At 59.7% G+C, this 24,413-nt stretch carries 18 protein-coding genes; 3 read left to right on the forward strand and 15 right to left on the reverse strand.

Annotated elements, in window-relative coordinates:
• Positions 1 to 61: 61 nt before the first annotated feature.
• Positions 62 to 907 (forward strand): hypothetical protein, encoded by an 846-nt coding sequence (locus BQ9843_RS00930; protein WP_075843517.1) that lies wholly within the window; start codon positions 62 to 64, stop codon positions 905 to 907.
• Between the two features lie 110 nt (positions 908 to 1,017).
• Here BQ9843_RS00930 and BQ9843_RS00935 read toward each other — a convergent pair whose 3' ends face one another.
• The 4 genes from BQ9843_RS00935 to BQ9843_RS00950 all read right to left on the reverse strand — a co-directional run bounded on the left by BQ9843_RS00935 (position 1,018) and on the right by BQ9843_RS00950 (position 6,024).
• Complete coding sequence (locus BQ9843_RS00935; protein ID WP_075843518.1) at positions 1,018 to 1,638, reverse strand: response regulator transcription factor; 621 nt, start codon at positions 1,636 to 1,638, stop codon at positions 1,018 to 1,020.
• Positions 1,635 to 3,137, reverse strand: a complete 1,503-nt coding sequence (locus BQ9843_RS00940) for a sensor histidine kinase (protein ID WP_075843519.1) — start codon at positions 3,135 to 3,137, stop codon at positions 1,635 to 1,637. Before BQ9843_RS00940 ends, BQ9843_RS00935 begins: the two co-directional genes overlap by 4 nt.
• 2 nt (positions 3,138 to 3,139) lie before the next feature.
• Positions 3,140 to 4,939, reverse strand: coding sequence for a histidine kinase N-terminal 7TM domain-containing protein (locus BQ9843_RS00945; RefSeq protein ID WP_195906587.1), 1,800 nt, complete (start codon positions 4,937 to 4,939; stop codon positions 3,140 to 3,142).
• Between the two features lie 173 nt (positions 4,940 to 5,112).
• The gene (locus tag BQ9843_RS00950; RefSeq protein ID WP_075843521.1) at positions 5,113 to 6,024 is read right to left on the reverse strand and encodes an alpha/beta hydrolase; all 912 of its coding nucleotides are present in this window, start codon (positions 6,022 to 6,024) and stop codon (positions 5,113 to 5,115) included.
• 175 nt (positions 6,025 to 6,199) lie between these two features.
• Here BQ9843_RS00950 and BQ9843_RS00955 point away from each other — a divergent pair, with 175 nt between their 5' ends.
• The gene (locus BQ9843_RS00955) at positions 6,200 to 8,167 is read left to right on the forward strand and encodes an acyltransferase family protein (protein ID WP_083647875.1); all 1,968 of its coding nucleotides are present in this window, start codon (positions 6,200 to 6,202) and stop codon (positions 8,165 to 8,167) included.
• A 160-nt stretch (positions 8,168 to 8,327) separates the two neighbouring features.
• Positions 8,328 to 9,731 (forward strand): asparagine--tRNA ligase, encoded by a 1,404-nt coding sequence (gene asnS / locus BQ9843_RS00960; RefSeq protein WP_075843522.1) that lies wholly within the window; start codon positions 8,328 to 8,330, stop codon positions 9,729 to 9,731.
• Between the two features lie 317 nt (positions 9,732 to 10,048).
• Here the strand turns inward: asnS and BQ9843_RS00965 are convergent, their stop codons facing one another.
• From BQ9843_RS00965 to BQ9843_RS01015, 11 genes are all read right to left on the reverse strand, one after another.
• Complete coding sequence (locus BQ9843_RS00965; protein WP_075843523.1) at positions 10,049 to 11,008, reverse strand: 3-hydroxyacyl-CoA dehydrogenase; 960 nt, start codon at positions 11,006 to 11,008, stop codon at positions 10,049 to 10,051.
• 255 nt (positions 11,009 to 11,263) lie between these two features.
• Positions 11,264 to 15,805, reverse strand: a complete 4,542-nt coding sequence (locus tag BQ9843_RS00970; RefSeq protein ID WP_075843524.1) for a 2-hydroxyacyl-CoA dehydratase — start codon at positions 15,803 to 15,805, stop codon at positions 11,264 to 11,266.
• Between the two features lie 3 nt (positions 15,806 to 15,808).
• Positions 15,809 to 16,510, reverse strand: coding sequence for a TetR/AcrR family transcriptional regulator (locus BQ9843_RS00975; RefSeq protein WP_075843525.1), 702 nt, complete (start codon positions 16,508 to 16,510; stop codon positions 15,809 to 15,811).
• Between the two features lie 185 nt (positions 16,511 to 16,695).
• Positions 16,696 to 17,553 (reverse strand): HAD hydrolase family protein, encoded by an 858-nt coding sequence (locus BQ9843_RS00980; protein ID WP_022387007.1) that lies wholly within the window; start codon positions 17,551 to 17,553, stop codon positions 16,696 to 16,698.
• A 483-nt stretch (positions 17,554 to 18,036) separates the two neighbouring features.
• Positions 18,037 to 18,672, reverse strand: a complete 636-nt coding sequence (locus BQ9843_RS00985) for an ABC transporter permease (protein WP_075843526.1) — start codon at positions 18,670 to 18,672, stop codon at positions 18,037 to 18,039.
• A complete protein-coding gene (locus BQ9843_RS00990; RefSeq protein WP_075843527.1) occupies positions 18,672 to 19,451 on the reverse strand; it encodes an ABC transporter ATP-binding protein in 780 nt (259 codons plus the stop codon). The genes BQ9843_RS00985 and BQ9843_RS00990 overlap by 1 nt, the downstream gene beginning before the upstream one ends.
• A gap of 63 nt (positions 19,452 to 19,514) precedes the next feature.
• Positions 19,515 to 20,450 (reverse strand): glycine betaine ABC transporter substrate-binding protein, encoded by a 936-nt coding sequence (locus BQ9843_RS00995; protein ID WP_230205516.1) that lies wholly within the window; start codon positions 20,448 to 20,450, stop codon positions 19,515 to 19,517.
• 62 nt (positions 20,451 to 20,512) lie between these two features.
• Entirely contained in the window at positions 20,513 to 21,154 is a 642-nt protein-coding gene (locus tag BQ9843_RS01000) for an ABC transporter permease (protein WP_075843528.1), read from the reverse strand.
• A 383-nt stretch (positions 21,155 to 21,537) separates the two neighbouring features.
• The gene (locus tag BQ9843_RS01005) at positions 21,538 to 22,542 is read right to left on the reverse strand and encodes a putative ABC transporter permease (RefSeq protein WP_075843670.1); all 1,005 of its coding nucleotides are present in this window, start codon (positions 22,540 to 22,542) and stop codon (positions 21,538 to 21,540) included.
• Positions 22,543 to 22,562: 20 nt separating this feature from the next.
• The gene (locus BQ9843_RS01010; RefSeq protein WP_407641403.1) at positions 22,563 to 23,099 is read right to left on the reverse strand and encodes an HD domain-containing protein; all 537 of its coding nucleotides are present in this window, start codon (positions 23,097 to 23,099) and stop codon (positions 22,563 to 22,565) included.
• Between the two features lie 108 nt (positions 23,100 to 23,207).
• Positions 23,208 to 24,413, reverse strand: coding sequence for an iron-containing alcohol dehydrogenase (locus tag BQ9843_RS01015; protein WP_075843529.1), 1,206 nt, complete (start codon positions 24,411 to 24,413; stop codon positions 23,208 to 23,210).

Below are 24,413 nucleotides of genomic sequence, written 5' to 3' on the forward strand. Positions count from 1 at the left end.
GCGCGGAAGCATAAGCCCCGCGCCTTGCATACATGGGTTTTCCAACCGTAAGGAGGACACTATGAAGACCACAACGATCAAGAAATCGGCTCTCGCCCTCATGGCTTGCATCCTAGCGCTCGCCTTTGCCCTGGTGGGCTGCGGCGGATCAAAGGCCGACCCCGAGGAAGCATTCCTGGGTAGCTGGAAGCTCTCCGGCGGCGAGATCTACGGCGAGGAACTCGATGACGAGACCATCGAGACCATGGAAGAGTGGGGCCTCAACTGCATCCTGATCCTCGATGAGGACGGCGAGGGCCAGCTTGACCTCTTTGGCGATGTCGAAGACATCACCTGGAAGGTCAAGAGCGACGGCACCGCGAAGATCAGCGCCGAAGGCGTCGATTTCAAGGCAACCCTCAAGGACGACACCCTCACCCTCAAGGACGGCGACGACAACATCTCCTTCACCAAGTCCAAGAAGGACCTCTCCGACACCGTGAAGAAGGACCGCGATATGGCGAAGGCCAACGAAGAGGCCGAAGAGGAAGAGGCTGAGGGCAAGGGTACCCGCAAGGCCATCACTCCCGCCGTCACCGTTGCCGACGACGACCTGTGCACCATCACCGTCACCGAGAAGTTCGAGGACGAGTGGGGAACCATCGGCCTGACCGTCGAGATCACCAACAAGAGCGACAAGGACCTGACGTTCTACTCCCCCAGCGGCAAGACCAATGTCGACGGCACCATGAAGGAGCCTTGGTTCTCCTGCGATCTGATGCCCGGCACCAACGCCACCGAGGAGTTCACGTTCTCGACTGGCGACCTCGATAGCATCGACGACCTCGTGAACATCACCATCGGCATCGATGCTTATGAGACCGAGACCTATGAGGACGTCGCTTCCTACAGCGCTCTCATCCCGTAATGCGCGCAGCAGGCAACAACGAGCAGCGCCCACTCGAACAGCAAGCGGGGCCGCGAGGGAACACTCCCCCGCGGCCCCGCCGCTTTTATGCATACGTTCTCAAACGCTAACTAACGCTCCATGTTGGGAACGATGCTCCCCTCCGTCACCGCATGGACCGCCAGACGCATGATGTTGTCGTAGCCGGTCTTGTTGAGAATCTCCGAGATACGGCGCTTGACCGTACCCTCGCTCATAAACAACTCGGCTGCGATTTCGCGGCGGCTCTTCCCCTCGCAGGCGAGTCGCAAAATCGAGACCTCCACCTCGTCGAGTGCTGCTGTGCCCGAGAAGATGCTCTGTGGCGGCTTAGGGAAGGTGCAGTAGCCCGCAAGCGTGGAGCGCATCACGGCAAGCAGCTCCTCGATGCCTACGTTCTTGTACACAAAGCTATCGACACCCGCCTCGCGTGCTTGGTCGACAAAGGTGATCTCGGGCATGCCCGTCATGATAACGATGCGGCACTCTGGCACTTCCTCCTTGATGTGCCCAGCCGCAACGATGCCGCTGGAATCATGCTCGGTGCACACATCCATCAAGATCATATCGGGATGCTGCTCGCGCACGACATCGAGAGCACAAGAGGCGTCTGCGATAGCGGCAACCACCGTCATATCGGGCTGATCGGCAATGGAGCGCGCAAGGCTCTCACGCAGGATAGCTTGATCTTCGACGATAAGGACGCTGATCATGAGTTCCTCCTCTGGGCGGTGATATCGGAAGAGAGCGGGATGGATACAACGAGCGTGAACGGCGGTCCTGGGTCAACCTCAAGTGACCCTCCCAAGTCTTGAGCAACGTGCCGCATACCTGGAATACCCGTTCCCTCGCGAATCGATGCCGGGGCTGGAGTTCCGTCGTTCGAGACGGTCATGCGCGCCGTACGCCACGACTCGGCGCCCTCTTCCCAAAAGCGTACTTGGATTTGATGGGCCTGCGCATGTTTGGTTGCGTTGGTCGAGGCCTCGCGAACAATCTGCAAGAAGGCCGCAGCAGTGCGCACATCGACAGGAAGCTTGCCGTCAACAACGATGCGCACGCCCACCAAGGCAAAAGCGTGAACGATATCGCCTAGCTCTTCGGCAGCGTCGCGCGTGCCGTCTCCGTCTTTTCCATGCAAGTCGATAGCAATGGAGCGCAGCAGCGGCTCGATCTGCTCGAGCGATTCGTCATCCAGGCGCCCCTCTTCCAAATAACGGTGCATGATGGAGAGACGCTGCCCGATAACGTCGTGAACACGGGCGCGCATGCGCAGGTACGCAGCATTGTCGGCAACTTTTTTGACCTCTTCGATCTGCACGCGAAGCTCTTTTGCCGCAAGCTCGAGCAAATGGTTCGCATGGGCCAGGCGGTCATAGGCATGGGCATACTCAGTCACGTCGAGACCGATAATCCGCTCGAACGGACGGCCCGAGATGATGAGATTGTCCCGCACGAACAGACGAATCTCCGAAGGCGAGAGCTCGACAACCGAACGAGCGTCGCCAAAGCGCGCAAAGTCAAGGCGGTGGCCTCCTCCCCTCTCGTCGGACTCTTTCGCCCCCAGCTTGCGCAATTCGTTCCACGTTTCGCTCATATCGCGCAGATCGGTGGGGAGATGCAAGTCGGTAAGATTCGAGCGCATGCAGCGGTTCATAAGCAGCGGGCGACCCTGCAGGTCGAGGTAAAGAATGCCAACCGGAATCACATTGATAGTCTCGATCGTCGAGAATGCAGTGACGTCCTCTTGCCGATGGCACGCATCCAAAAGAAGCGCCGAAATAGAGCGGAAGAGGAAAAACGCCCCTTCGATGATGGCAGCTCCGACCCATGCCGGCCCCAGCAGTTTCACGACGGGAGGAATCGACGCCGCGATAAGCGCCAACTCGGGAATCATGCAAGGACGGCGGTAGTACGCAGCAAGCCCAATACCAAAGGCGACAAGCAGCAGGTTAAGCCACAAGATGCCCGTCAGAGCATGCGCGATGGCAAACGGCGGTGCCAGCAAACGATTGCCCGTCGAGCATAAGAGGATATCGGCTACGATGGCCAGATGCACAACCAGGCTTGCCTCATAGATGCATACCGCTATGCGGCTATAGGGCATGCGCCGCGAAGTGATAAGCGGCACATGGATGGTCTGCATACAGGCTGCCAGAACGTAGATCACATCGAGCAGTACAAACTGGGGAAGGATCAGATCAAATCGCATGGTCACTCACCCGCCCGCGGCATCAAGACAATCATGCGCAGCTCGCCCGGCTCGCCTTCCAGGCGATACGCGATGTCTCTTCCTTGCAGGGCACGCTCAAGCTCACGCGCCGCAGGAACCTCAGAAAGATCGATGTCATCAGTCGAGACCAACGTCGCGCGCAGCTCTACGTTACCTGGATCATGGTCGCTCAGGTGGTACATAAGGGCAGGGCGCTCAGTCGTATAGGCAAAGAATGCAAAATCGTAAACGCAGTCGTACAATGCACTCACAGTGCTTGCATGCATCGGCTGTCCAATTGCGATAATCGAGGCGCAATCGACACCAAGCGTGCGCAGGTCACTTGCCAGCTCGTTTGCGATCAGCTGGATGCGGTCGCGGTCAAAGCCACTTTCGCCGTGCTGGGCGAGCGTGAGGGACCCCTTACGCTTGCAGTAGGCGATATGCATTTTGGCACACTGCAGCAGCCGGTACCGCTCATCCAAAGACGTTCCGTCCGTAAGCGGCGGAAGCGAACTCAAAAGATCGTAGAGACTGCTCAACGAGCGCGCGAGCGCCTGGTCGACATCCTGTATGAGCAGCGCTTCGGCCTCTTGGTCGGCGAGATGCGCCTTGAGGTCGTAGTCGGCAGCAAGCAGCTCGTTTTGACGCTGAAGCTCAGCGCGACGATGCGCCAGCTCGCCGTTGAGCTCATTGAGCTCATGAACGTCCTGGGCAAGAAGGGCGCACCCGCCCATCAGCGGAAAGGCACGATAAATCACATCGGGCTTCGAAATCACGGTAAAGGCATGCATACGACCGTGCTCTTGTGCGCGCAGCTCATCGCACACGCCATCGGCAAGAGGTTCCGATGCTGGCGTAGCGTACGCCACCTCAAAATCACGTGTCATGACCTTGAGGTCAAGCGGCAGTGTATCGAAGATGCCCGCAATGTCGTGATACGAGGGGAAAACGCCGCTTTCCAGGCAGATCTCGAGGACCACCACGCAAAAGATGCAATATACCAGGGAAAAATTGAGCCTCCACGCCCACGGAACGCGCAGTGCGTAAGAGACGGCAAAGAATACGCCCGCACAGAAGACGAGCACAGCAGTAAACGTAAAGCGCCTGATTCGATACGAAGAAGATAGGCCAATCAAGATAAAGAAGCCCACGAAGTTGGCAACGCTCCACACGAGAACAAGGACATATCCCCAACCATAGGTATAGTCGCTGCTCCAGTTATCGCTCGCGGGATCAAAGCAAAACACCTGATGGTGAAAGTCGTTGGTAAGAACAAAAAGAATAATGATGCCCGCTAGAGCCCACAAGACGTTGCGATAGCGGCGCCAAGGGCGACGCCGCTCCAGGCCCGCAAGCCTAAAGCCGCACAGCTGGCACAAAATCGGAATGAGCGTCATGGGGACGTAGTAGAGGTACCACAGCAGCGAAGCGTATGCCGGCGTGAACGACTTGTACTTAACGATGACCTCGATCATCCAAAGCGTACAAATCGCAGCAATGGCAACGAGGCGCCGCCTGAGCACGGCATCCAAGCAGCGAAGATAGACGCTTACGCCCCAGATGGAAAAAACGATAGAGGCGATCAGCAACGGAAAGGAACTCGACCGCACAAGATTTTCGAGCACCTCCGTAGCGATTTCCTCATAGGCGGGCGTCCTTAAGGAGAGGAACGGATTCGAGCGAAATAGCAACGGGAGACTGGCGAACAGGAGCAAAAACAGGCCCGTAACGATAGCCGCAATCGCAAAAGCGCGATGACGATATATCTCGTGCGGCACGTCGGAAAGAAAGCGCGGCATGGCAAAAAGCCTGTTGCTTCGCAAATCTGCAGCAGGTATGAAAGGATTTGCCATGCGGCGGGTATGTCGCTCACGCGTTCTCATAGCTATTCAATTTTACCGACGGGACGTCTCGAAAAACGGGCCAGAAGTCCCAAATCTCGCAGACGGCGGGTGGGCGCAGGGCCCGCTCGCTACATCACGCGGGCAAGGAAGGACAGCGCGAGATTGAACCAGGGGCGCACGGCCTCCTGTTTTTCGGCATCGCCGTGTTCGGAATTGGCATTGGCAACCGAGCGGCTATGTCCTCCGCGGTCAAAAACATGCAGCTCATGCACCACGCCCGCCTCGGCAAGACGTTGCGCGAACGGATAGAGCTGCGCCACGGGCGCTGTGTCGTCATCGGCAGTGCCCCACATAAACACCGGCGGGACATGACGATCGACATGCATGGTGGGACAGATGGAATCAAGCGCGGCAAGCAGCTCATCGTCCGTCGGCTCACCCTCGGCGATCATGCGGCCGTAATCGTTAAGAAGGTCACGACCTGTCTTGCCGCCCGTCTTGGGAACGCGCAGGTCAATACGGGGATCTTTAAGCTGCATGCGGCACAAATGCGCATAGTCCAGCGCAGGATAGCCAAGCACCACCGCATCGGGGCGAATGGATTCCGAAGGAGCCCCCACGAGCTTAGGCAGCGCGTTTCCCCTCCATGAGGTTGCAAGGCTGGCGCATACAAAGCCGCCAGCAGAAAAACCCACAACGACAACGCGCGCAGGGTCTACGCGCCAATCCGCAGCGTTTGCGCGAACAGTCGCGACCATGCGCGCAAGATCGGCCTCGGGATTGGGATAGGAAACATCGCCGGTAGAACTCGTCACGTAATCGAGTGTGAACGCCTGGTAGCCAGCCTGCAAAAAAGCCAGGGCGACTGGCTCCTTCTCGTGCACCCCCACATGCGTGAAGCTTCCGCCGCCGCAGATAATCGCCGCCGGCCGACGCGCGTCCTCATGCTCTGGCATGGGGTCTGCCAAATACGTCGTGAACGTCGCGGGATGCTCCTGCGTGGCCTCGTCTCCCCAAAGGGCAAGCTGCTCGATGATCATTATGCTGTCCACCTATCCTTGTTGTTAATCGGGCACTAGCTTACCCTCACCGCCCGCTTTCGCCGTGCAATTTGAGCAATCGCCGTCAAACTTCTGCAGAGTCTCTCGCAAGGGCGCGCACCTCTTCGCCTTCCCGTGTAGACTGAGTTCATGAACTCAAGGGGGATGGATGTACATGACGACGGAACCGAGTCGTACCGAATTGACGAAAGAGCAAAAACTGGCTGCCGAGCGATTTGGCAAAAAAGACATCAAGGGCTTTGCCCCCTGGCAATCAAAGCAAACAAATACTGGGGCCCATGCGAAAAAGGCAGCTTCCCCTTCTTCGCGAATCCTTCCGCTTGATGGCCTGCGTGCGCTCGCCATCATCGGCGTCATCTTTTACCACACGCGTCCATCGCTGCTCTCCGGCGGCTTTTTGGGCGTTACCTTGTTCTTTGTACTCGCAGGCTACTTTGCTACCCGGAGCATGGTGCACGAGCTTAAAGATACCGGATCGTTTGATTACAAACGCTACCTGGTCAAACGCCTGCGCAGGCTTATGCCGCCCGTGCTTGCGACAATCGCGCTTACGGCCCTTGCGGTCTACATTGCAAGCCCCAGCCTGTTGCCCAAGCTGCAGGCCGATGCGCTGCCCTCGGCGCTGTTTGTAAGCAACTGGTCCTATATCTTTCGTAAGGTCTCCTATTTTGATGCCGCAGGTCTCCCCTCGCCCCTCACCCACCTGTGGTACCTGGGCGTAAGCATGCAGTTCTTCATCGTCTGGCCGCTTGTGTTCCTGGGCCTGGCAAAGTTCACGCATAAAAGAAAGCCGCTCATGGTCTGCGTTACCGCGCTGGCACTTCTCTCTACGATCGCCATGGCACTGCAGTTCGTCCCCGGTCAAGACACGGCACGCGTCTATTACGGACTCGACACGCGCGCGGCGGAGCTGCTCGTGGGCGCCGAGCTCGCGCTGGGCTTTCCCTATGTAAAGCGACTGATTGCCGGGCGCGCCCACTTGGTCAGGCATGTGGACACGGTGGCAAAGGTCACGCTTTTTGCGCTCCTCGTAGGCTTTATCCTGGCAACGGGCCAGGACACCTGGCTTTATCGCGGGGGCTTTTTGGCGACGGCGCTTGTCTGCGGCCTGCTTATCTGCACCGTCCAGCACCCGGATTGCAAGGTCGGACACGTGCTTTCGTCTGCCCCGCTTGTCTATCTGGGCAGCCGTTCGTTTTCCATCTACCTGGTGCACTACCCGCTGCTCGAGATCATGAACCCAGCAACGCGCACCCAGGCGCTCCCCTGGTGGGGATGGATTATCCAGATTGTCGTCATCCTGCTGGCGGCCGAGGTGTTTTATCGCCTGTTTGAGCAGCCCTTTGCCTCGCAAAAGCCCATCGCCGCGAGTAGGCGCATCGCTTGCGTCGTCGCCTGCGCAATGGTGCTTGCGCTCGCCATCGTGCCCGTGAACTGGGGCGATATTGCCCAAACACGTGCGGAGAAGCTGCGCCCCGAGCTTGCACAAACAAAAGCGACGCCCAAGCAAAAGGCAACCTCCAAAGCAGACGCAAAGGAGGCCGACGCAAAACAGAAGAAGGAAAAGGACAAAAGTCCTAAACCCGCAGCCGAGGTTGTGCCTAAAAATCTCGACCCCAGCCGCTGGACCTTCGACCCCAACAAGGGCACCTGCAGCGCCAAGGTTCTCTATATTGGCGACTCGGTAACCGAGGGAGCCGCACCCGCGCTGCAACAATACCTGCCCTGTGCCTATGTCGATGGCAAGGTAAGTCGCCAGCTTTTTGTAGGACAAGACGTCTACGCGCAAGATGTCGCCACCGGATACGACCCCGACGTTGTGGTGTTTGCGCTGGGAACAAATGGACTGATTCGCGACACGTCCACGGTACAGGCGCTCGTTGATGCCGTGGGCGGAAAGCCACTCTATTTTGTTACCATCCGCTGCCCCCTTGATCTGCAAGATCCCAACAACCAGGTCTTCCGCGACTTTGCCGCCAAGAACGACAACGTGGGCATCATCGATTGGTACGGCACAAGCGAGGGGCACGACGAATATCTTGCCGACGATGGCATTCACCTCACCAGCGCGGGTAGGGACGCCTACGCCCTCATGGTGCGCCGCGCCCTGTGCGGGCAATAGAGGCAAAGCGGCGCTGACCGCGAAATCGCCACGACGGACACCGCGTGCCAAACCCGGCCATCGGCACGCGGTGTCCCTGCTAGAATGATGAGCTGATTGGTTTTTGCACGATACGCAACGCAGGTACTTCGCCTTGTATATCGTGCCTAAAGGAGGATGCATGAAACGCACGAAGATCGCCCAGCTTCACGCCGACGCCAAGGCGTTTGGCGGCCAGACCGTCACGGTTGCCGGTTGGGTCAAGTCCATTCGCGATATGAAGAACTTTGGCTTCGTGACCCTAAATGACGGCAGTTGCTTTGCCGACCTGCAGGTTGTCATGAACCGCGATGCTCTTTCCAACTACGACGAGATCGCACATCAAAACGTCTCGGCTGCCCTCATCTGCACCGGCGAGGTTAAGCTCACGCCCGACGCGCCGCAGCCCTTTGAGCTCACCGCGACCGAAATTGTGGTCGAGGGCGTCTCCGACCCCAGCTATCCGCTGCAAAAGAAGCGCGCCACCGTCGAGTTCCTGCGCACGCAGCAGCACCTGCGCCCGCGCACGAACCTCTTCCGTGCCGTCTTCCGCATCCGCTCCGTCGCAGCGGCGGCCATCCACAGCTTCTTCCAGGAGCAGGGCTTTGTCTACGTGAACACGCCCATCATCACCACGAGCGACTGCGAGGGCGCCGGCGAGATGTTCCGCGTGACCACGCTCGATCCCCAAAATCCGCCCCTGACGGACGCAGGAGAGGTCGATTGGAGCCAGGACTTCTTTGGCAAGCACGCAAGCCTCACCGTCTCTGGCCAACTCAATGCCGAGAACTTTGCCATGGCGTTTGGCGATGTGTACACCTTTGGCCCCACGTTCCGCGCCGAGAACTCCAACACCACGCGCCACGCCGCAGAGTTTTGGATGGTCGAGCCCGAAATGGCCTTCGCCGACCTCAACGATTACATGGACAATGCCGAGGCTATGCTCAAGTACGTGCTCAACAAGGTGATGGACACCTGCCCCGACGAGCTCAATATGCTCAACAAGTTTGTGGACAAGGGTCTGCTCGAGCGCCTGAAGCACGTGGCCAGCTCCGACTTTGCCCGCGTGAGCTACACCGAGGCCGTCAAGATCTTGGAAGAGGCCGTTGCTGCCGGCCACAAGTTTGATTACCCCGTTAGCTGGGGTATCGATCTGCAGACCGAGCACGAGCGCTTCCTTACCGAGGAGCACTTCCGCCGTCCGACCTTCGTAACCGACTATCCGGCAGAGATCAAGGCGTTCTACATGCGCATGAACGACGACGGCAAGACCGTCGCCGCGGCCGACTGCCTGGTTCCCGGCATCGGCGAGATCATCGGCGGTTCTCAGCGTGAGGAGCGCCTGGATCTGCTTGAGGGCCGCATCAAGGACCTGGGCATGAATCCCGAGCAGTACAAGTACTACCTGGACTTGCGTCGCTACGGCTCCTGCAAGCACGCTGGCTACGGCCTGGGCTTCGAGCGCCTGGTGATGTACCTCACCGGCGTGGGCAACATCCGCGACGTCCTGCCGCACCCGCGCACCGTAGGCAACGCCGACTTTTAAAAGTCAACTCAACCAGATCGGCCTGCCGTAGCACCGAATCTTGATGTGACAAAAAGTCGACAGGTTTATTTTGTCACATTTTCACAGAGGCTTCATAACTGCCGTGCAAGCGTTGGCGAGCAACCACCCTCTGAGCTTTATAGCGGCACAAAGAAAGGCCGGCATGCTGTTCCAAAAGACGGCATGCCGGCCTTGTTGATCGCCCTATCGAGGCGGCCTGCAACGAGCTTCCGTAACACCAGCAAGACAGGTTTAATTTGTCACATTTTCACCCTGGCTTCATATATGCGGGAGAATGCTCGCCTTGGAGCCCATACCTAGTACTTAAAGAAACCCTCGCCCGAAGACTCGCCAAGCTTGCCCTCGTCGAGCATCTTCTTAAGAACGGCTGCCATGGCTTTGAAGTTGTACGGCATCATCATCTTTTTGAGCAGCGGGCTCACAAGGCCGGGAACCTTCTGATACTGCATTACGATGTTGTAAGCCGTCTGGATGCCCACGGTGTCGAACACGCGGAACGGACCCTTGGGCGCGCCGGTACCGCGCGTCCAAGCAAGGTCGATGCTCTTGGGATCCGAGACGCCCGACACGTACAGGTCAAGGCCGGAAAGCAACCATGGCACCAGCATGGAATTGAGCAGATAGCCGTTCTTTTCCTTGTTGACGGGAAGCGCGAGCATGCGAATCTCGGTTGCAAACTCGACGAGCTCGTCAAAATAGCGCTTGTCGGTCTGCGCTTGTGCCATGACCTCGGTCATGTTGTTCTTCCAGATGGAATTGGCAAAGTGGAGCGACAGGTACTTTTCTGGACGGCCCGTGTACTTGGCAAACGTGCTGGGCAGCAACGTAGACGAGTTCGTGACCACGACCGTCTTTGCCGGCAGCACCGGCGCAAGTTTTTGATAGAACTCAGTCTTTGCCTGCGTGTCCTCGGCCATACTCTCGATTACCAAGTCGGCATCTGCCACAGCGGCAGGCAGGTCGAGCTCAAGCTTGAGCGAGTTATACGCGCGCTCCACCGCATCGAGCGCCGCCTGCTTATCGAACGGCTCATCGCTATCGGCAATGCCCGGGCACCACTCGCCCGTACCGTCCGCCATACCCTCGATAGCTGCGACGTATTCCTCGCGCACATGGTCGATCTTGGGCTGCGTACGGCCAATGGAGCCCTCGCTCCTCAGCCAAATAGTGACATCAAAGCCGCAATACGCTGCTTGGAACGCAATCTGACTTCCCAATACGCCGCCTCCGGCCACGCAAACGTTCTTGTAGCTCATGGGGGTCTCCTTCTGCTCTTGGCAACCTTGCAATAGACACCATTAAAAATGATGCGGCGATACATGGAAGACACCCCTCGCCCAGCGGCGGTGGGTCATCGGGAAACGGTTACATCTGTTAGCTATCTTTTGTCTGTAAAAAAGACCGCCGTGGGCAACCCCACGGCGGTCTGGCAATGTGCCGAGTGGCAGGTAACGACCGGTGAACGGCAAAATGTGACAAAATAAACCTGTCGACTTTTTGTCACATTCGGGTTAATGGTGCGGGCGGAACTTGGAGTCCACTGCGTCCATCTCGAGCGGGGCGATGTGCTCCATCACGAAGCCCTTGCCGGCGCGCATGTTCTCCTTGGCCACGCTGATCATCAGCTTGATGCGATTAAGCTGGTTGACCTCCGAGGCACCTGGGTCGTAATCCACCGCCACGATGTTGCTCTCGGGATGCTGACGGCGCAGCTCCTTGATCACCGCCTTGCCCACCACGTGGTTGGGCAGGCACGCAAACGGCTGTGTGCAGATGATATTGGGCGCGCCGTGGTCAATAAGGTCGAGCATCTCGGCCGTAAGCAACCAACCCTCGCCCATGTTGTTGCACAGCGACAGCACCTGCGAAGCCTTATCCGCCATAGCACTGATGGGCTCGGGAGCCTCAAAGCGATCGGACTTCTCCAGCAGATCCTCCACCGGTTTGCGCATCCAGTCCACCATGCCAATGAGCGCATCCATGCCCGCACGCGTGACGGCAGAGCTTCCCAGCTCGTCCTTCTGCAGGTTGGAATTGCTCATGGAGTACAGGAAGAAGTCGAGCAGACCCGGAACCACGGCCTCGCAGCCCTCGTTTTCGATAACCTCAACCACGTGGTTGTTTGCCGTGGGATGGAACTTGACGAGAATCTCGCCCACCACACCCACGCGCGGCTTGGTCCCCTCGCCCTCAAGCGGCATGGTATCGAACGCCTCGATAGCCTCGCGCGCCAGACGCGTGAAGTTGCGACGATTGAACTTGGGCGCCAGTGCACGGGCGCGCGCCATGTACTCGTCAAAGAGCGCATTGGCAGCACCAGGCGTCACCTCATACGGGCGGCAGCGATAGAGCATCTGCATCATCACGTCGCCAAACAGGATGGAGTAGACAGCAGCCTTGAGCATGGGAACCGTCAGCTTGAAACCGGGATTCTTCTCGTCGAGTTTCACGGCCGAAAGCGAGATGACCGGGATCTCGGGATGGCCCGAATCGCGCAGCGCCTTGCGAATGAGCGCGATATAGTTGGTGGCACGGCAGCCGCCGCCCGTCTGGCTGATAACCACAGCGGTCTTGGTGAGGTCGTACTTGCCGCTCTCGATGGCCTCCATAATCTGGCCCGTCACGAGGATCGAGGGGTAGCAGATGTCGTTGTTCACATAGCGCAGACCCGCCTCGACGGCACCGCGGTCGGTCGAAGGCAGGAGCTCCAGGTTGTAGCCATAAGCGTGGAATACCTCTTTGACCAGGTCAAAGTGGATGGGCGCCATCTGCGGGCACAAGATGGTGTAGCCCTCGCGGCGCATCTCCTCGGTAAACGGAACCTTATCCCATGCCGTGGACTTGCTCTCGCGTTGCGGCTCGATGCGGTACTTGTGAGTGTCAAAGACCGGCTGCTCGTCCGAAGGCTCGACCGGACTTGCCTCGCCCACCTTGTAGGCCTCGCCCGCGGCCTCGGCCTCGGCGCGGCGCTCGGCTTCTTGGTCCTTAAGGGCAGCCATGAGCGAGCGAACGCGAATGCGCGCGGCACCGAGGTTTGACACCTCGTCGATCTTGAGCACCGTGTAGATCTTGCCGGATGCCTCCATGATCTCTTGCACCTGGTCGGTGGTAAGGGCATCAAGGCCGCAACCAAACGAGTTGAGCTGAATGAGGTCGAGGTCGTTGCGCATGGTCACAAAGCGTGCCGCCGCGTAGAGGCGCGAGTGGAACATCCACTGGTCGACCACGCGGATGGGACGCTCGGGCTTGATGAGATGTGCCACCGAGTCCTCGGTGAGCACGGCAAAGCCAAAGGAGCTGATGAGCTCGGGCAGCGAATGGTTGATCTCGGGGTCGTTATGGTAGGGGCGACCGGCGAGCACGATGCCATGGCCGCCGTGTTCCTCGATCCAATGGATGGTCTCCTCGCCCATGGTCTGGATGGCCTCGTGAAAGCGAGCATCCTCCTCATAGGCGGCGTTCACGGCAGCGTCAATCTCGGAACGCGTGATCTTAGGCCCTGTCACGCGGCCGCGGCCGGCCTCGGCATCGGCCACGCGGTCGACAGCGATGAGCTGATACAGGCGGCGCTTGAGCTCAACCTTATCGTGATACGGCACGAAGGGATACATGAACTCGACGTGCTGCTCGGAGAGCTCATCGATGTTGAGGCCGAGCGCGGTGGGATAGCTCATGACGATCGGGCAATTGTAGCAGTTGCCCGCCGTGGGATCTTCTTTACGCTCCCAGCGCACGCAGGGCATCCAGATAAAATCGGGGTCCTTGTCCAGCAGGTTCATGATGTGGCCGTGGCTGAGTTTGGCCGGATAGCACACGCTCTCGGACGGCATGGACTCGATGCCCGCCTCGTAGGTCTTTTTACTGGACTGGTCGGACAGCACGACCGAGAAGCCGAGCTCGGTAAAGAAGCGATGCCAAAACGGGTAGTTCTCGTACATATTGAGTGCGCGGGGAATGCCCACAGTGCCGCGCGGAGCGTCCTCGGGTGCCAGGCACTCGCGGTCGAACAGCAGCTCGTTTTTACGTTTGAAGAGGTTCGGGGCCTCGCTCTTCTTCTTTTTGTGGCCCGCGCCGCGCTCGCAGCGATTGCCAGTGATAAAGCGACGACCGCCGCCAAAGTCGTTGATGGTGAGCTGGCAGTTATTGGAGCAACGGCCGCAGCGCGCATGCTTTTGCGTGACGGTGAGGGCAGCCACTTCCTCGGCAGAGAGAATGGTGGAGACGCCGTCTTCGCCCGCGCGGTCACGCGCGAGTAGGGCCGCACCATAGGCGCCCATGCAGCCGGCGATGTCGGGACGAACCGCGTTGACGCCCGTGAGCTTCTCGAAGGCACGCAGGGTGGCGTCAGACATAAAGGTACCGCCCTGAACGATCACGCTCGTGCCGATCTCCTTGGAGTCGCGCAGCTTGATGACCTTAAACAGAGCGTTCTTGATCACGGAGTACGAGAGGCCGGCGGCGATATCGCCCACGGTAGCGCCCTCTTTTTGCGCCTGCTTCACACGGGAGTTCATAAAGACGGTGCAGCGACTGCCCAGGTCGACGGGGTTTTTGGCATTCACCGCCGCAGCCGCGAAGGCGCGCACGTCCATATTCATCGACACGGCAAAGCTCTCGATAAAGCTGCCGCAGCCCGAGGAGCATGCCTCGTTGAGCATGATGTGCTCGATCACGCCGTCGCGCACGCGCAGGCATTTCATGTCCTGGCCACCGATGTCGAGGATAAACTGCACGCCGGGCAAGAACGCCTTGGAGCCGCGCAGGTGCGCGACCGTCTCGATCTCGCCGGAGTCGGCCTTGAGGGCCTCGATGAGCAACGCCTCGCCGTAACCGGTAGTGGTTACGTGGCCGATGGTGCAGCCCGCGGGAATGTGCTCGTAGAAATCGGCCATGATGACCTTGGCCGTACCCAGGATGTCGCCGTTGTTGTTACCGTACCAGGTATGCAGCAGCTGGCCGTCCTCGCCCACAAGCGCGGCCTTCATGGTGGTAGAACCAGCGTCGATACCGATGAACACGCGGCCCTGGTAATTGCCGAGGTCGCCCTTGGGCACAACCTCCTTGTCGTGGCGGCTCTTGAACTCGTCGTACTCCGCAGGCGTGGCAAAAAGCGGCTCCAGGCGCGCGACCTCGGAACCCTGCGTGTCACCCAAGGCATCGATTGCATCGATAAGCTGCGGGAACGTTGAGAGCTTGTTAGACTCATGAGCCATCGCGGCACCCGAGGCCACAAACAGGTGGGCGTTATTGGGAACGATGCGATGTTCCTCGTCCAGTTCAAGCGTCACGTAGAAACGATGACGGAGCTCGGAGAGATATTGCAGCGGACCACCCAGGAAGGCGACATTGCCGCGGATGGGACGGCCGCATGCAAGGCCGGAGATGGTCTGGGTCACCACGGCCTGGAAGATGGAGGCAGCGACGTCTGCGGGAGCCGCACCCTCGTTGAGCAGGGGCTGCACATCGGTCTTAGCAAAGACGCCACAGCGGCTGGCGATGGGATAGATAGTCGTGGCCTGCTTGGCGAGCTCATTTAGGCCCGCGGCATCCGTGTGCAAAAGCGTGGCCATCTGGTCGATAAAGGCGCCCGTGCCGCCGGCGCAGGTGCCGTTCATGCGCTGCTCGATGCCGTTATCGAAGTAGATGATCTTGGCATCCTCGCCGCCCAGCTCGATAGCGACGTCGGTAGCGGGAATGAGCGTCTCGACGGCACGCTTGCTGGCGATGACTTCCTGCACGAACTCGAGGCCCAGCCACTGGGAAAGCAGCAGGCCGCCCGAGCCGGTGATGGCGCAGGTCATCTGAGCCTCGGGCAGCAGGCCCGCAGCGCCCACAAACAGGTCGCGCGCGCAGGCACGCACATCGGTATGGTGGCGCTGATACTTGGCGTAGACAATCTGGTTCTCGTCGTTCAGCACGGCAAGCTTGACGGTGGTAGAGCCCACGTCGATGCCCAGGTGCAGCTGGCCAGTCGCGGCCTCGGCGTTGTAGATGGCGCCCTCGGGAACCACGCCGGGACGGATCTCGCTCGTCTCCTCGTTCACTTCGTTCATCGGTTACTCCCTCTCGTTGCGCTCGTCGGTGTCGTCGAGCTGAAGATTCAACAGTTTCATGCCATATGCCGGCACGTTGATATCAATAGGCTGGCCATACAGGTCGCCGGGACGCACAAAGGCGATCACCGTCATGATGCGCGCCATGGTTTTGGGCGATTCGGGCAGGCCGTTTTCGAACCAGCGCTGGACCACGCCCACCTCAGCGGTAACCACATAGCTCAGGTAATAATCGAAAAACGACCCCAAGAGCGCAGGGAAAATACCCGTCTGCATGCGACCCGAAATCTCGTCGCGCGCAAGGTCGATTAGGCGCTTGATAAAGGCAGGGTCACCGCCAGGGCCCAGCAACGATCCGATGAGGTCGCGATTGCCCGCCAGGTACTCGAGCAGCTCAACCGCGCCGGGCGCTGGCTCCAGCTCGTCGATGCTGTGATAAAGCTCGGGCAGCGTGGCTGCGCCGATATTGCGGACGAGCGTACGAATCTCATCCATAATGGCATCTTCGACCTGTTGGATAAAATCGGGAATGTCTTTGTAGTGGCTATAAAACGTGCGGCGCGTCAGGCCCGCGCAATCGGTAAGCGACGCCACCGTGATGCGCGACAGATCCTCGCCCGCCCCAAGCTGTTGCACAAGTGCGTCCCGAAGCGACGTCTGCGAACGCAGAGATCGGGGGTCGCACTTAAAATCTGTTTGCGGCATAGGCCTCCTCGGGTGCTATTTCACACTCCGAGTATTATTTCACACTGTGTGTATTTTATTCCACGCGCCACAAAGTCGACAGGTTTGGCGCGTCGTTGCCCAGTGCGCCCGACGATTCCCTGCTTTTCCGCCGCGCCAAGCGGCAGGCCAGCGCGTCGCCCGGCACACCCGCTGTCTCCCTACTGCTAGGAAATCACGGTACGGTTGCGGTCGTTACGAAGTGTGGCAACCATATGGCGCGGCACAGCATGAGCCGCGCAGTTACCAATGACGTTGCCAGCCGCACGCTTGGCAGCATCCGAACCATTGCTCGTGGCATAGGCGTGCTCAAAGCGATCGAGCATGACGATGTCGTTGCCGCCGTCTCCATAGACTGCCACCTCGTCTTCAGAGAAGCCCAGATAGTTAGCAAGCCAAGCCACGCTCTCGCCCTTATTGCAGGCGCGGTCGGTTATCTCGAACATCGCCGGATTAAACGGGGCGTTGACCACGGTGTCGGCGTGCTCGGCCAAAAACGCGTGAAGTTCGCGCTCCATGCCAGGATCGGGCACGCGGCAGTTTACCTTGCACACATCGTGCTGCAAGATCTCGGCGAGTGGCACCTCGTAGCGGTGGTGCGCCAAAAAGGAAGCTTTTGCGCGCATGCCGCGCATGAGAATGCGGCGCCAGGGGCTGTCGGTCACAAAACCCGCTTCGCGCACCTCGCGCGTGTTGCTCGAAAGAATCGAATCGCTCGTCACGCAGTCAAAGCAAATGCCAGGAAAAGCTGGGATAAGCTCTTCCAAAAACGCCGGGTCCACGATGTAGGACTTAAGGACCTCGCCGTCGCGCCCGCGAATGATAGAACCGTTGGCGCAAATCGCCTCGATGGTTCCGGGCTCGAAACCACCGTCGGTGTACCACACGCTCGTGCGGCCTGTAGCTGCGGCAACATGCGCGCCTGCATCGGTGATCTCGCGAATCGCTGCGAGGATTTTATCGTCGGTAGTATGAAAGAGATTGAGCAGCGTACCGTCCAGGTCGCAAGCGAACAGTTTGATCATACCGGGCTCCATTCCGCGCGTTTTTCCCAGCATAGCGGAAAAGAAGGCGCGATAAGGCAGCGCAGCAGGTCAAGCGTCAAGTGCCCGGGGCGAATGGGCGAGCGGCGGTGTGCGCCGAAAGGCCGTGCGCCCCGTTGCGGGCGGTGCGCAAACGGCAAGCATGGCTTTTCCGGGTCCTATTTCACCGCCCACGTTGCCCTTTATGCCCCATCACGCAACGAACTTCCTGATTTCAGTAGCAGTATTGCAACTGCGCGAGTAGCCGGCTCCTTTAATCTCGCGCCAACTGGGGTTTTGTTAAAGAAAGCCGGCGTCTACTCAGCAAAACGCAATACTGCTACTGAAATCAGGAAGTTCGTTGTCGAAGCGAGGATTGTGCCGCCCATCAGAGGCAGCACGCATCATGGAAACGGTGCGTTTTTGGCCTCGCAGACTGCGCCGGCGCGCGTCCATCAAACGCGACGAACGCGCAAACGCCGGTCCCTATCGCGATATCCTTTTGGTAACGAGCTTCTCGATCCCTTTGAGAACGACGTCGGCAACGAGCGCCACCGCCGCGCACAGGACAGTCCCGTCCACGATCTTGTAGACGTTCATGGTGCGCAGACCGCTGAAGAGGATAGTCCCCAGGCCGCCGGCGTTGATAGTCGCCGCAATAGTGGCGATGCCGATGGTGCTGATCGCGGCAAGGCGAATGCCCGCCATGATCACCGGAAAGGCCAGGGGCAGCTCGACGCGCAGGAGCACCTGCATCGGACTCATCCCCATCCCCGTCGCTGCCTCGACCACGCCCGGGTCCACGCCGTTCAGCCCCTCGACGATGTTTCGCACGAGCAGGAACTGGTTGTACGCCACCATGACGATCGTGGCAGACGTAAGCCCCAGGCCGGTGAGCGGGATGAGCAGCGAGAACAGGGCCAGGCTGGGAACGGAGTAGAGCGCGCCGAGGACCTGCAGGACCGCGCCCTCGACGCGGCGCGAGCGCCTGATCGCGAGGGTGACGAGCGCCGCCACCGCGAGGGACCACGCAAGCACAACCCCCATGATAACGAGGTGCTCGCCGAGCGCCGCCATGAACTTGTCCTGATGGCTCGCCCAGTATGCAACAAAATCACCCATCAGGCACCGTCCCTGCCGGCAACAGAGCAAAATGTCCCGCCGCCCACGCCGGAGCTCAGCAGCGCCCGTACGAACTCCGTAGCAGGCTGTTCGCGAATGCGGTCGGGAGTGTCATATTGCTGGACGCGGCCCCGGTCGATGATGAGAACCTTGGTGCCGAGCTTGAACGCCTCGGCGACGTCGTGGGTCACGAAGACGAAGGTCTTGCCCGAACCGCGATGGATGCGCAGCAGCTCGTCCTGCAGATCACCGCGCGTGATGGCGTCGAGGGCACCGAAGGGCTCGTCGAGCAGCATGAGCCTGGGCTCGGCGGCGAGGGCGCGCGCCAGGCCCACGCGTTGCTGCTGGCCGCCCGAGAGCTGAGAGGGCCAGCGATCGCGAAACTCCCCCGGGTCGAGCCCCACAAGGTCGAGCAGCTCGTCCACGCGCGCGGCGGTGCGGGCTCGGTCCCACTTGAGGATGCGCGGCACGGTGGCGATGTTCTCCCCCACGCGCATGTGCGGGAACAAGCCGATTTGTTGAATCACGTAGCCAATACCTCGACGAAGCTCCACCGGGTCGACCGTCGAGACGTCCCTGCCCTCCACGAGCACTTGGCCGGAATCGGCGTCGTGCAGGCGGTTGATGAGCTTGATCAGCGTGGTCTTGCCGCCGCCCGAGGTGCCGAGCACGCATACGAGCTCCCCCTCGTCGATCGTGAGGCTCACGTCGTCGAGCGCCGGGTGCGACATGCCCGCAAAGCATTTGGTCACGTTCTTGAATTCGACGGCCGCGGTCATCTCGGCACTCCTTCAGGGAATCGACCGAGCCCCGTTGGAGCCCGGCGCTCGCATCTTTCACTTCTACAGGCTGTCGAAAAACTCGGCAGCAACGTCCTCGTAATCCTGCTTGTCGATATCGACCTTGGCGTTGAGCTCGGTCAGGCCCTTCGTGGTGAGCTGCTTGCTCACAGCATTGAGAACGTCCTCGATATCGGGATTGGCGTCGAGGACTTCGCCGCGCACCACGGGCGCCACGTTGTAGGGCGGCCACACGTGCTTGTCGTCCTCGAGCAGGGTGAATGCGTCGTCCACGAGCTGGCCCTCGGTGGTATAGACGGGCGCGACATCGGCCTCGTCGTTCCTGAGGACCTCGTACTTGAGGCCGTTGTTGAAGCTCGTGTGCTCTTTCCAGTCAAAAGCCCCGTAGGCTGCCTCAAGGGCCGGCAGACCATCCGAGCGCTCGTCGAACTCACCCTGCGATGCGAAGCGCAGCTCGGAAGCATGGGCCTGCAGGTCGCTGATAGTCTTGATGCCGTACTGCTCGGCAGCCTTGGTGGTGATGACCAGGGCCTGGCTGTCGGCCGCCTCGGCCATATCGAGCCACACCAGGTCCCACTTCTTCTTGTACTGCTTCTTGACCGTTTCATAAACAGCCTGGGGGTCGGTTTCCATCTCCGCCTTGAGAACGGTGAGCAGCGCCGTACCCGTGTACTCGGGATACAGGTCAATCTCGCCCTTCTCGAGTGCCGTGGCGATCACCGAGCCCGCAATGTCAAACGAGCGCTTGACGGTAAAGCCAGCGTCCTCGAGCGCCAGGGCATAGATCTCGGAGATGATCTCGCCCTCGGTAAAATCCTTGGAGCCCACGGTGATGGTGCCGGCAGCGCCCTTGGAACCGCAAGCGGTGAGCGCGGCAGGAACGGTTGTAGCGAGAGCCGCCGCCGCGACGGCGCGAACAAACTGGCGACGCGTGAGGCCACCAGGCATCGGCGGCGCAGAATCGATAGATTGAGACATGTGCATCTCCTTTTCTGAATGATCTATATCAAGACGATTTGACATGACACGTTGGTGCTCCGTCATTGCTTGGCAAATTCGTACGGACGCATCCGCCGGTCGATTGCCGAGAGAAGCATACCCACTAAAAGGGAAAGAGCCGCAACTGATGCGCCGCCGATAACAAGCAGGTCGGTACGCATGAGGCCAAGGCCCGTGAAAATGATCTGGCCCAGGCCGCCCGCGCCAATATAGGCGGCAAGCGTCGCGGAGGCCACGACCTCGGAAGCCGCTGTGCGAATGCCCGCAAAGGACACGGGAAACGCCAACGGCACCTTGATTTTGAAGAAGACCAAACGTTCGTCCATTCCCATGCCACGCGCTGCCTCGAGGACATCGACGGGCACCGAACGAAAGCCGAGAGCCGTATTGATGAGAATGGGCGGGATGGCAAGCACGGTAAGCGCCACGACCGCAGGCAGCACCCCTGTGCCCAAAATCGGCACGCAAACGACGAGCACAGCAAGGCTCGGGATGATGCGCAGGATACCAGAGACCCCAACCGAGATCTTCTCGAGCAACGGGGACCGGCTGCAGGCGATACCGAGCGGCACGGCAACGAGGATGGCCACCGCAAGCGAAAGGATGCTGACATTCAGGTGCTCGAGCACCATCTGGATGTAGTCCGCACCATGCGTCGAAAAATACGCGATAACGTCCTGCAATGCCTTTTACCTCCCCTTTCGCGCTCGCCATGCCCATCCATGCGTTGACGGGCCCTCGCATCATTCGGCAATGTTATGCGCTGCTCACGCGTCAACGTCAACAGCAAACTGCGCACACCGATGCAATCCATTATCTGACAAATGAGCCTGGCGGGCGGCCACACTTCTGTGAGGGGCAAGCAGTGCGCAAAGTACCGCAGTGCTGTAGGCCGACCAAAAAGAAGAGGACACCGCACCGAGCATGCGGCGCCCGACGATTGAGGGCCGAGATGCACCGGCACTGTCAACGCCCACAAGGGGCTGTAGCGCCGCAGGTTGCCCCGGAAGACAAGGGTGCACGCCTTGCGTGCGGCACCCGCAGGCTTGAGGGGCAAGATGCGGTGCTACAGCCCCTTGCGGCGGAAGAGGGCGTAGGCGTGGGCCTTAAGCCTCGTCGCCCTGATAACGCCTTCGTACTTCATCATGCGCAAATGCGGAAACGCATTGAAGAAGCGCAGGTCGCGTTTGGAAATGGCAATCGCGCGCACCGAACGTTTAGACAGGCGCGGACGAGGCGCCGCATCTGCAAGGCGCTGTGCAACCAGGCGCAAACCACGGGCACCGTCGGCAATAAACGACGGTATCTCGACCTTCTCGCGCAAAGAATCCATCACCGCGTCGGAAATCTCGAGCAGCCAACCATTGATGGCGCGGCCACGCACATGCGCCGTCTGCGCAGAATCGAGGGCTGTCTCCGGAATACGCTCGACCAGCGAATCGGAAGCGTCTTTGAGCGAATCGTTGATGCGGTCGGCAAGCTCGCCGCGCAGCTCCTCCAGCGAGTCGGAAAGACGTCGGAAACTCGCCATCGATGCCACCGCGTCAACCGCAAGCAGCGTCAGCGCGGCCAAGGCAAGCGCCCTCACCGCCCACACCGGCATCGATGCAAGCATCCCCAAGAGCGCCGGCTCGGCAATACGACAAATAAGCACGCACCCTGCGCCAAACATCAAAAAGCCGTACAGGCATATGCGTCCCTGAAAATTGAGCGGCATGTCCGAATAATCCCAAAAACGCGCATGGGTCGTGACCTCGAGAATCACGCCCACAAGGTACTCAATACAACAACACAGCGCGCCCGCTGCCAAAAACTGCACCGGCACGTTTTCGATGCCGCGCAGCGCAAACCAACAGACAAGCGCGCCCGCGCCGTAAATAGGACAGCACGGCCCAAGCAAAAAGCCGCTATTGGAAAACGAGCCGTGGTTGAGCATGGCGCAAACCGTCGACTCCCACAGCCATCCCGCAAAGCCATACACCATAAAGGAAAGCACGAGTGCCGAAAGCGGAGCGCCCGGAATGGAAATCGCAACTTGAATAGCCAGAACAGCGGAAGTGATTGCCGCCATCGTATGCCTCAACGCACCGTTCATGCGCGCTTCCTCTTTCGTTTTACCTGGCGACTGCCGCCAATACGCCCGTCAATCGTCTCGCCCAGCGCGCACGCCTTATCCGCCAAGCACACGATCCACGCCTCGCGGCACGCAGGCGGAATCGGCACAAGGGGAAACATATGGCGAGCGATGATATTGCGCTCGATGGGGGTCAAGTCAAAATCTTCTTCGGCGCGCTCAAGAGCAAAAAAGGGGTGTTTGAACCCATGAAGGCGATGACTCGGATCGGAATCATGCCAGTCGTAGAGAAAGTAATCGTGCAAAAGCGCGCCGCGCACCAAGGCGTGCACGTCGACAGCTATACCCACACGAGAAAGCACACGAGCCATGCAAATGCTCGTCTTTGCCACTGCAAGCACATGGTCATACACCGAGACGTCACCGTGCTGAATAAACGAGCGCGTCGCGCCCAGCCTTCCTCGCGCCTCCAGACGTTGAGCAAGGTCACGCACGTACGCCGCAGCATCCTCGACAGCAATCTTGCCGCGTCTTGTTGCGTAACCTTTTTTCACACGCATTCCCCTCTATCTCACATGAGGCAGCCGCCACAGGCTCGCTATGCCACATTGAGCCAAAACCGAGAAGATCTCCCCGCTCCCAGCAGGATGATTGTTTGCGCGCTACTCTACCCAAGAGGCTTGAAGGATATTCACCACGTCATCATGAGAGAGCTGTGCCGGGTCATGCGCAAACAGGGCATCGTTGGTGTCAAGAGCGTTGCTCGCCATAGCATCAAACTCGTCGGGCGTGATGCCCCAGTCACTCATCTTGAGGTCGCCCATGTTGCACTCGTCAATCAAGCGCTCCAGCTCGACGATAAAATCCTCGGGCTTGCTGGCAAGCCAATTGCCCATCAGACGCGCCATGTCGACATAGCGGTCATCGTACACGTGGGCGTCGATCATATGCTGATGATAGGCCACGCTGATCATGATGAGGCCCGCCCCATGCGGCAGGTCGTGATGGTGCGCGCTCATGGCGTGCTCCGTTCCGTGGCAGCCCGCGCAACCCGAGCAAACCATAGCGTAGCCGCCCAGGGTATTGGCAAAGGCAAGCTGCGTGCGCGCATGGAGGTCAAACCCGTCATGCACGCAGGCGGGAAGCGCCATGGCAGCGCTTCGGATGCCCTCACGGCAAATGATATCGCCCATGGGAGTGTGCGCATTGTTGATATAGCACTCCACGCAGTGGAACAGGGCGTCGAACCCCTGGAAAGCCGTGAGGTGCGAAGGGACCGTGAGCATGAGCTCGGGATCGACCACCGAAAGACTTGGAAACAGGCGAGGGTTGCCCAAACGAAGCTTCTCGTCGGTCTCCTCGCAAGAAAGCACGGCGCCCGCATCGACCTCGGATCCGGTGCCCGCCGTCGTGATCACGCACACCAACGGAAGCGGATCGTTTGGAATGGGGAGACCCTTTGCGGTACCGCCCATGGCATAGTCCCAAATGTCACCAGCGACCTCGTTACCCTCGACATCATGCCCGGGGTTGGCCGCCACCACGCAGATGCCCTTGCAGCCGTCCATAACGGAGCCGCCGCCCAGTGCGAGCACGAAATCGCAGTGTTCCACACGCGCCATCCAGCCCCCCGCGTTCACGGTGTCGCGCAAGGGGTTGGGCTCGATGCGGTCAAAGAGGACGTGCTCTACGCCGACGCGGTCGAGCTGAGCCTCCACGCGCGCAAGATAGCCATTTGCCTTAACGGACTTGCCGCCCGTGGTAACCAAAAGGGCGCGCTTGCCCGGCAGCTCCTGGTCTCCGAGCTCATTGAGCTTGCCTGGTCCAAATAGCAAGCGAGTCGGGGCAAAAAACGTGAATGACTCCAT

This window comes from Collinsella bouchesdurhonensis (assembly GCF_900155365.1).
Lineage (GTDB): Bacteria > Actinomycetota > Coriobacteriia > Coriobacteriales > Coriobacteriaceae > Collinsella > Collinsella bouchesdurhonensis.

Excerpts from the sequence above, each read along its gene's own strand:
- BQ9843_RS00930 (WP_075843517.1), top strand. The coding sequence starts at position 62 with ATGAAGACCACAACGATCAAGAAATCGGCTCTCGCCCTCATGGCTTGC.
- BQ9843_RS00935 (WP_075843518.1), bottom strand. The coding sequence starts at position 1,638 with ATGATCAGCGTCCTTATCGTCGAAGATCAAGCTATCCTGCGTGAGAGC.
- BQ9843_RS00940 (WP_075843519.1), bottom strand. The coding sequence starts at position 3,137 with ATGCGATTTGATCTGATCCTTCCCCAGTTTGTACTGCTCGATGTGATC.
- BQ9843_RS00945 (WP_195906587.1), bottom strand. The coding sequence starts at position 4,939 with ATGCCGCGCTTTCTTTCCGACGTGCCGCACGAGATATATCGTCATCGC.
- BQ9843_RS00950 (WP_075843521.1), bottom strand. The coding sequence starts at position 6,024 with ATGATCATCGAGCAGCTTGCCCTTTGGGGAGACGAGGCCACGCAGGAG.
- BQ9843_RS00955 (WP_083647875.1), top strand. The coding sequence starts at position 6,200 with ATGACGACGGAACCGAGTCGTACCGAATTGACGAAAGAGCAAAAACTG.
- asnS (WP_075843522.1), top strand. The coding sequence starts at position 8,328 with ATGAAACGCACGAAGATCGCCCAGCTTCACGCCGACGCCAAGGCGTTT.
- BQ9843_RS00965 (WP_075843523.1), bottom strand. The coding sequence starts at position 11,008 with ATGAGCTACAAGAACGTTTGCGTGGCCGGAGGCGGCGTATTGGGAAGT.
- BQ9843_RS00970 (WP_075843524.1), bottom strand. The coding sequence starts at position 15,805 with ATGAACGAAGTGAACGAGGAGACGAGCGAGATCCGTCCCGGCGTGGTT.
- BQ9843_RS00975 (WP_075843525.1), bottom strand. The coding sequence starts at position 16,510 with ATGCCGCAAACAGATTTTAAGTGCGACCCCCGATCTCTGCGTTCGCAG.
- BQ9843_RS00980 (WP_022387007.1), bottom strand. The coding sequence starts at position 17,553 with ATGATCAAACTGTTCGCTTGCGACCTGGACGGTACGCTGCTCAATCTC.
- BQ9843_RS00985 (WP_075843526.1), bottom strand. The coding sequence starts at position 18,672 with ATGGGTGATTTTGTTGCATACTGGGCGAGCCATCAGGACAAGTTCATG.
- BQ9843_RS00990 (WP_075843527.1), bottom strand. The coding sequence starts at position 19,451 with ATGACCGCGGCCGTCGAATTCAAGAACGTGACCAAATGCTTTGCGGGC.
- BQ9843_RS00995 (WP_230205516.1), bottom strand. The coding sequence starts at position 20,450 with ATGTCTCAATCTATCGATTCTGCGCCGCCGATGCCTGGTGGCCTCACG.
- BQ9843_RS01005 (WP_075843670.1), bottom strand. The coding sequence starts at position 22,542 with ATGGCGGCAATCACTTCCGCTGTTCTGGCTATTCAAGTTGCGATTTCC.
- BQ9843_RS01015 (WP_075843529.1), bottom strand. The coding sequence starts at position 24,413 with ATGGAGTCATTCACGTTTTTTGCCCCGACTCGCTTGCTATTTGGACCA.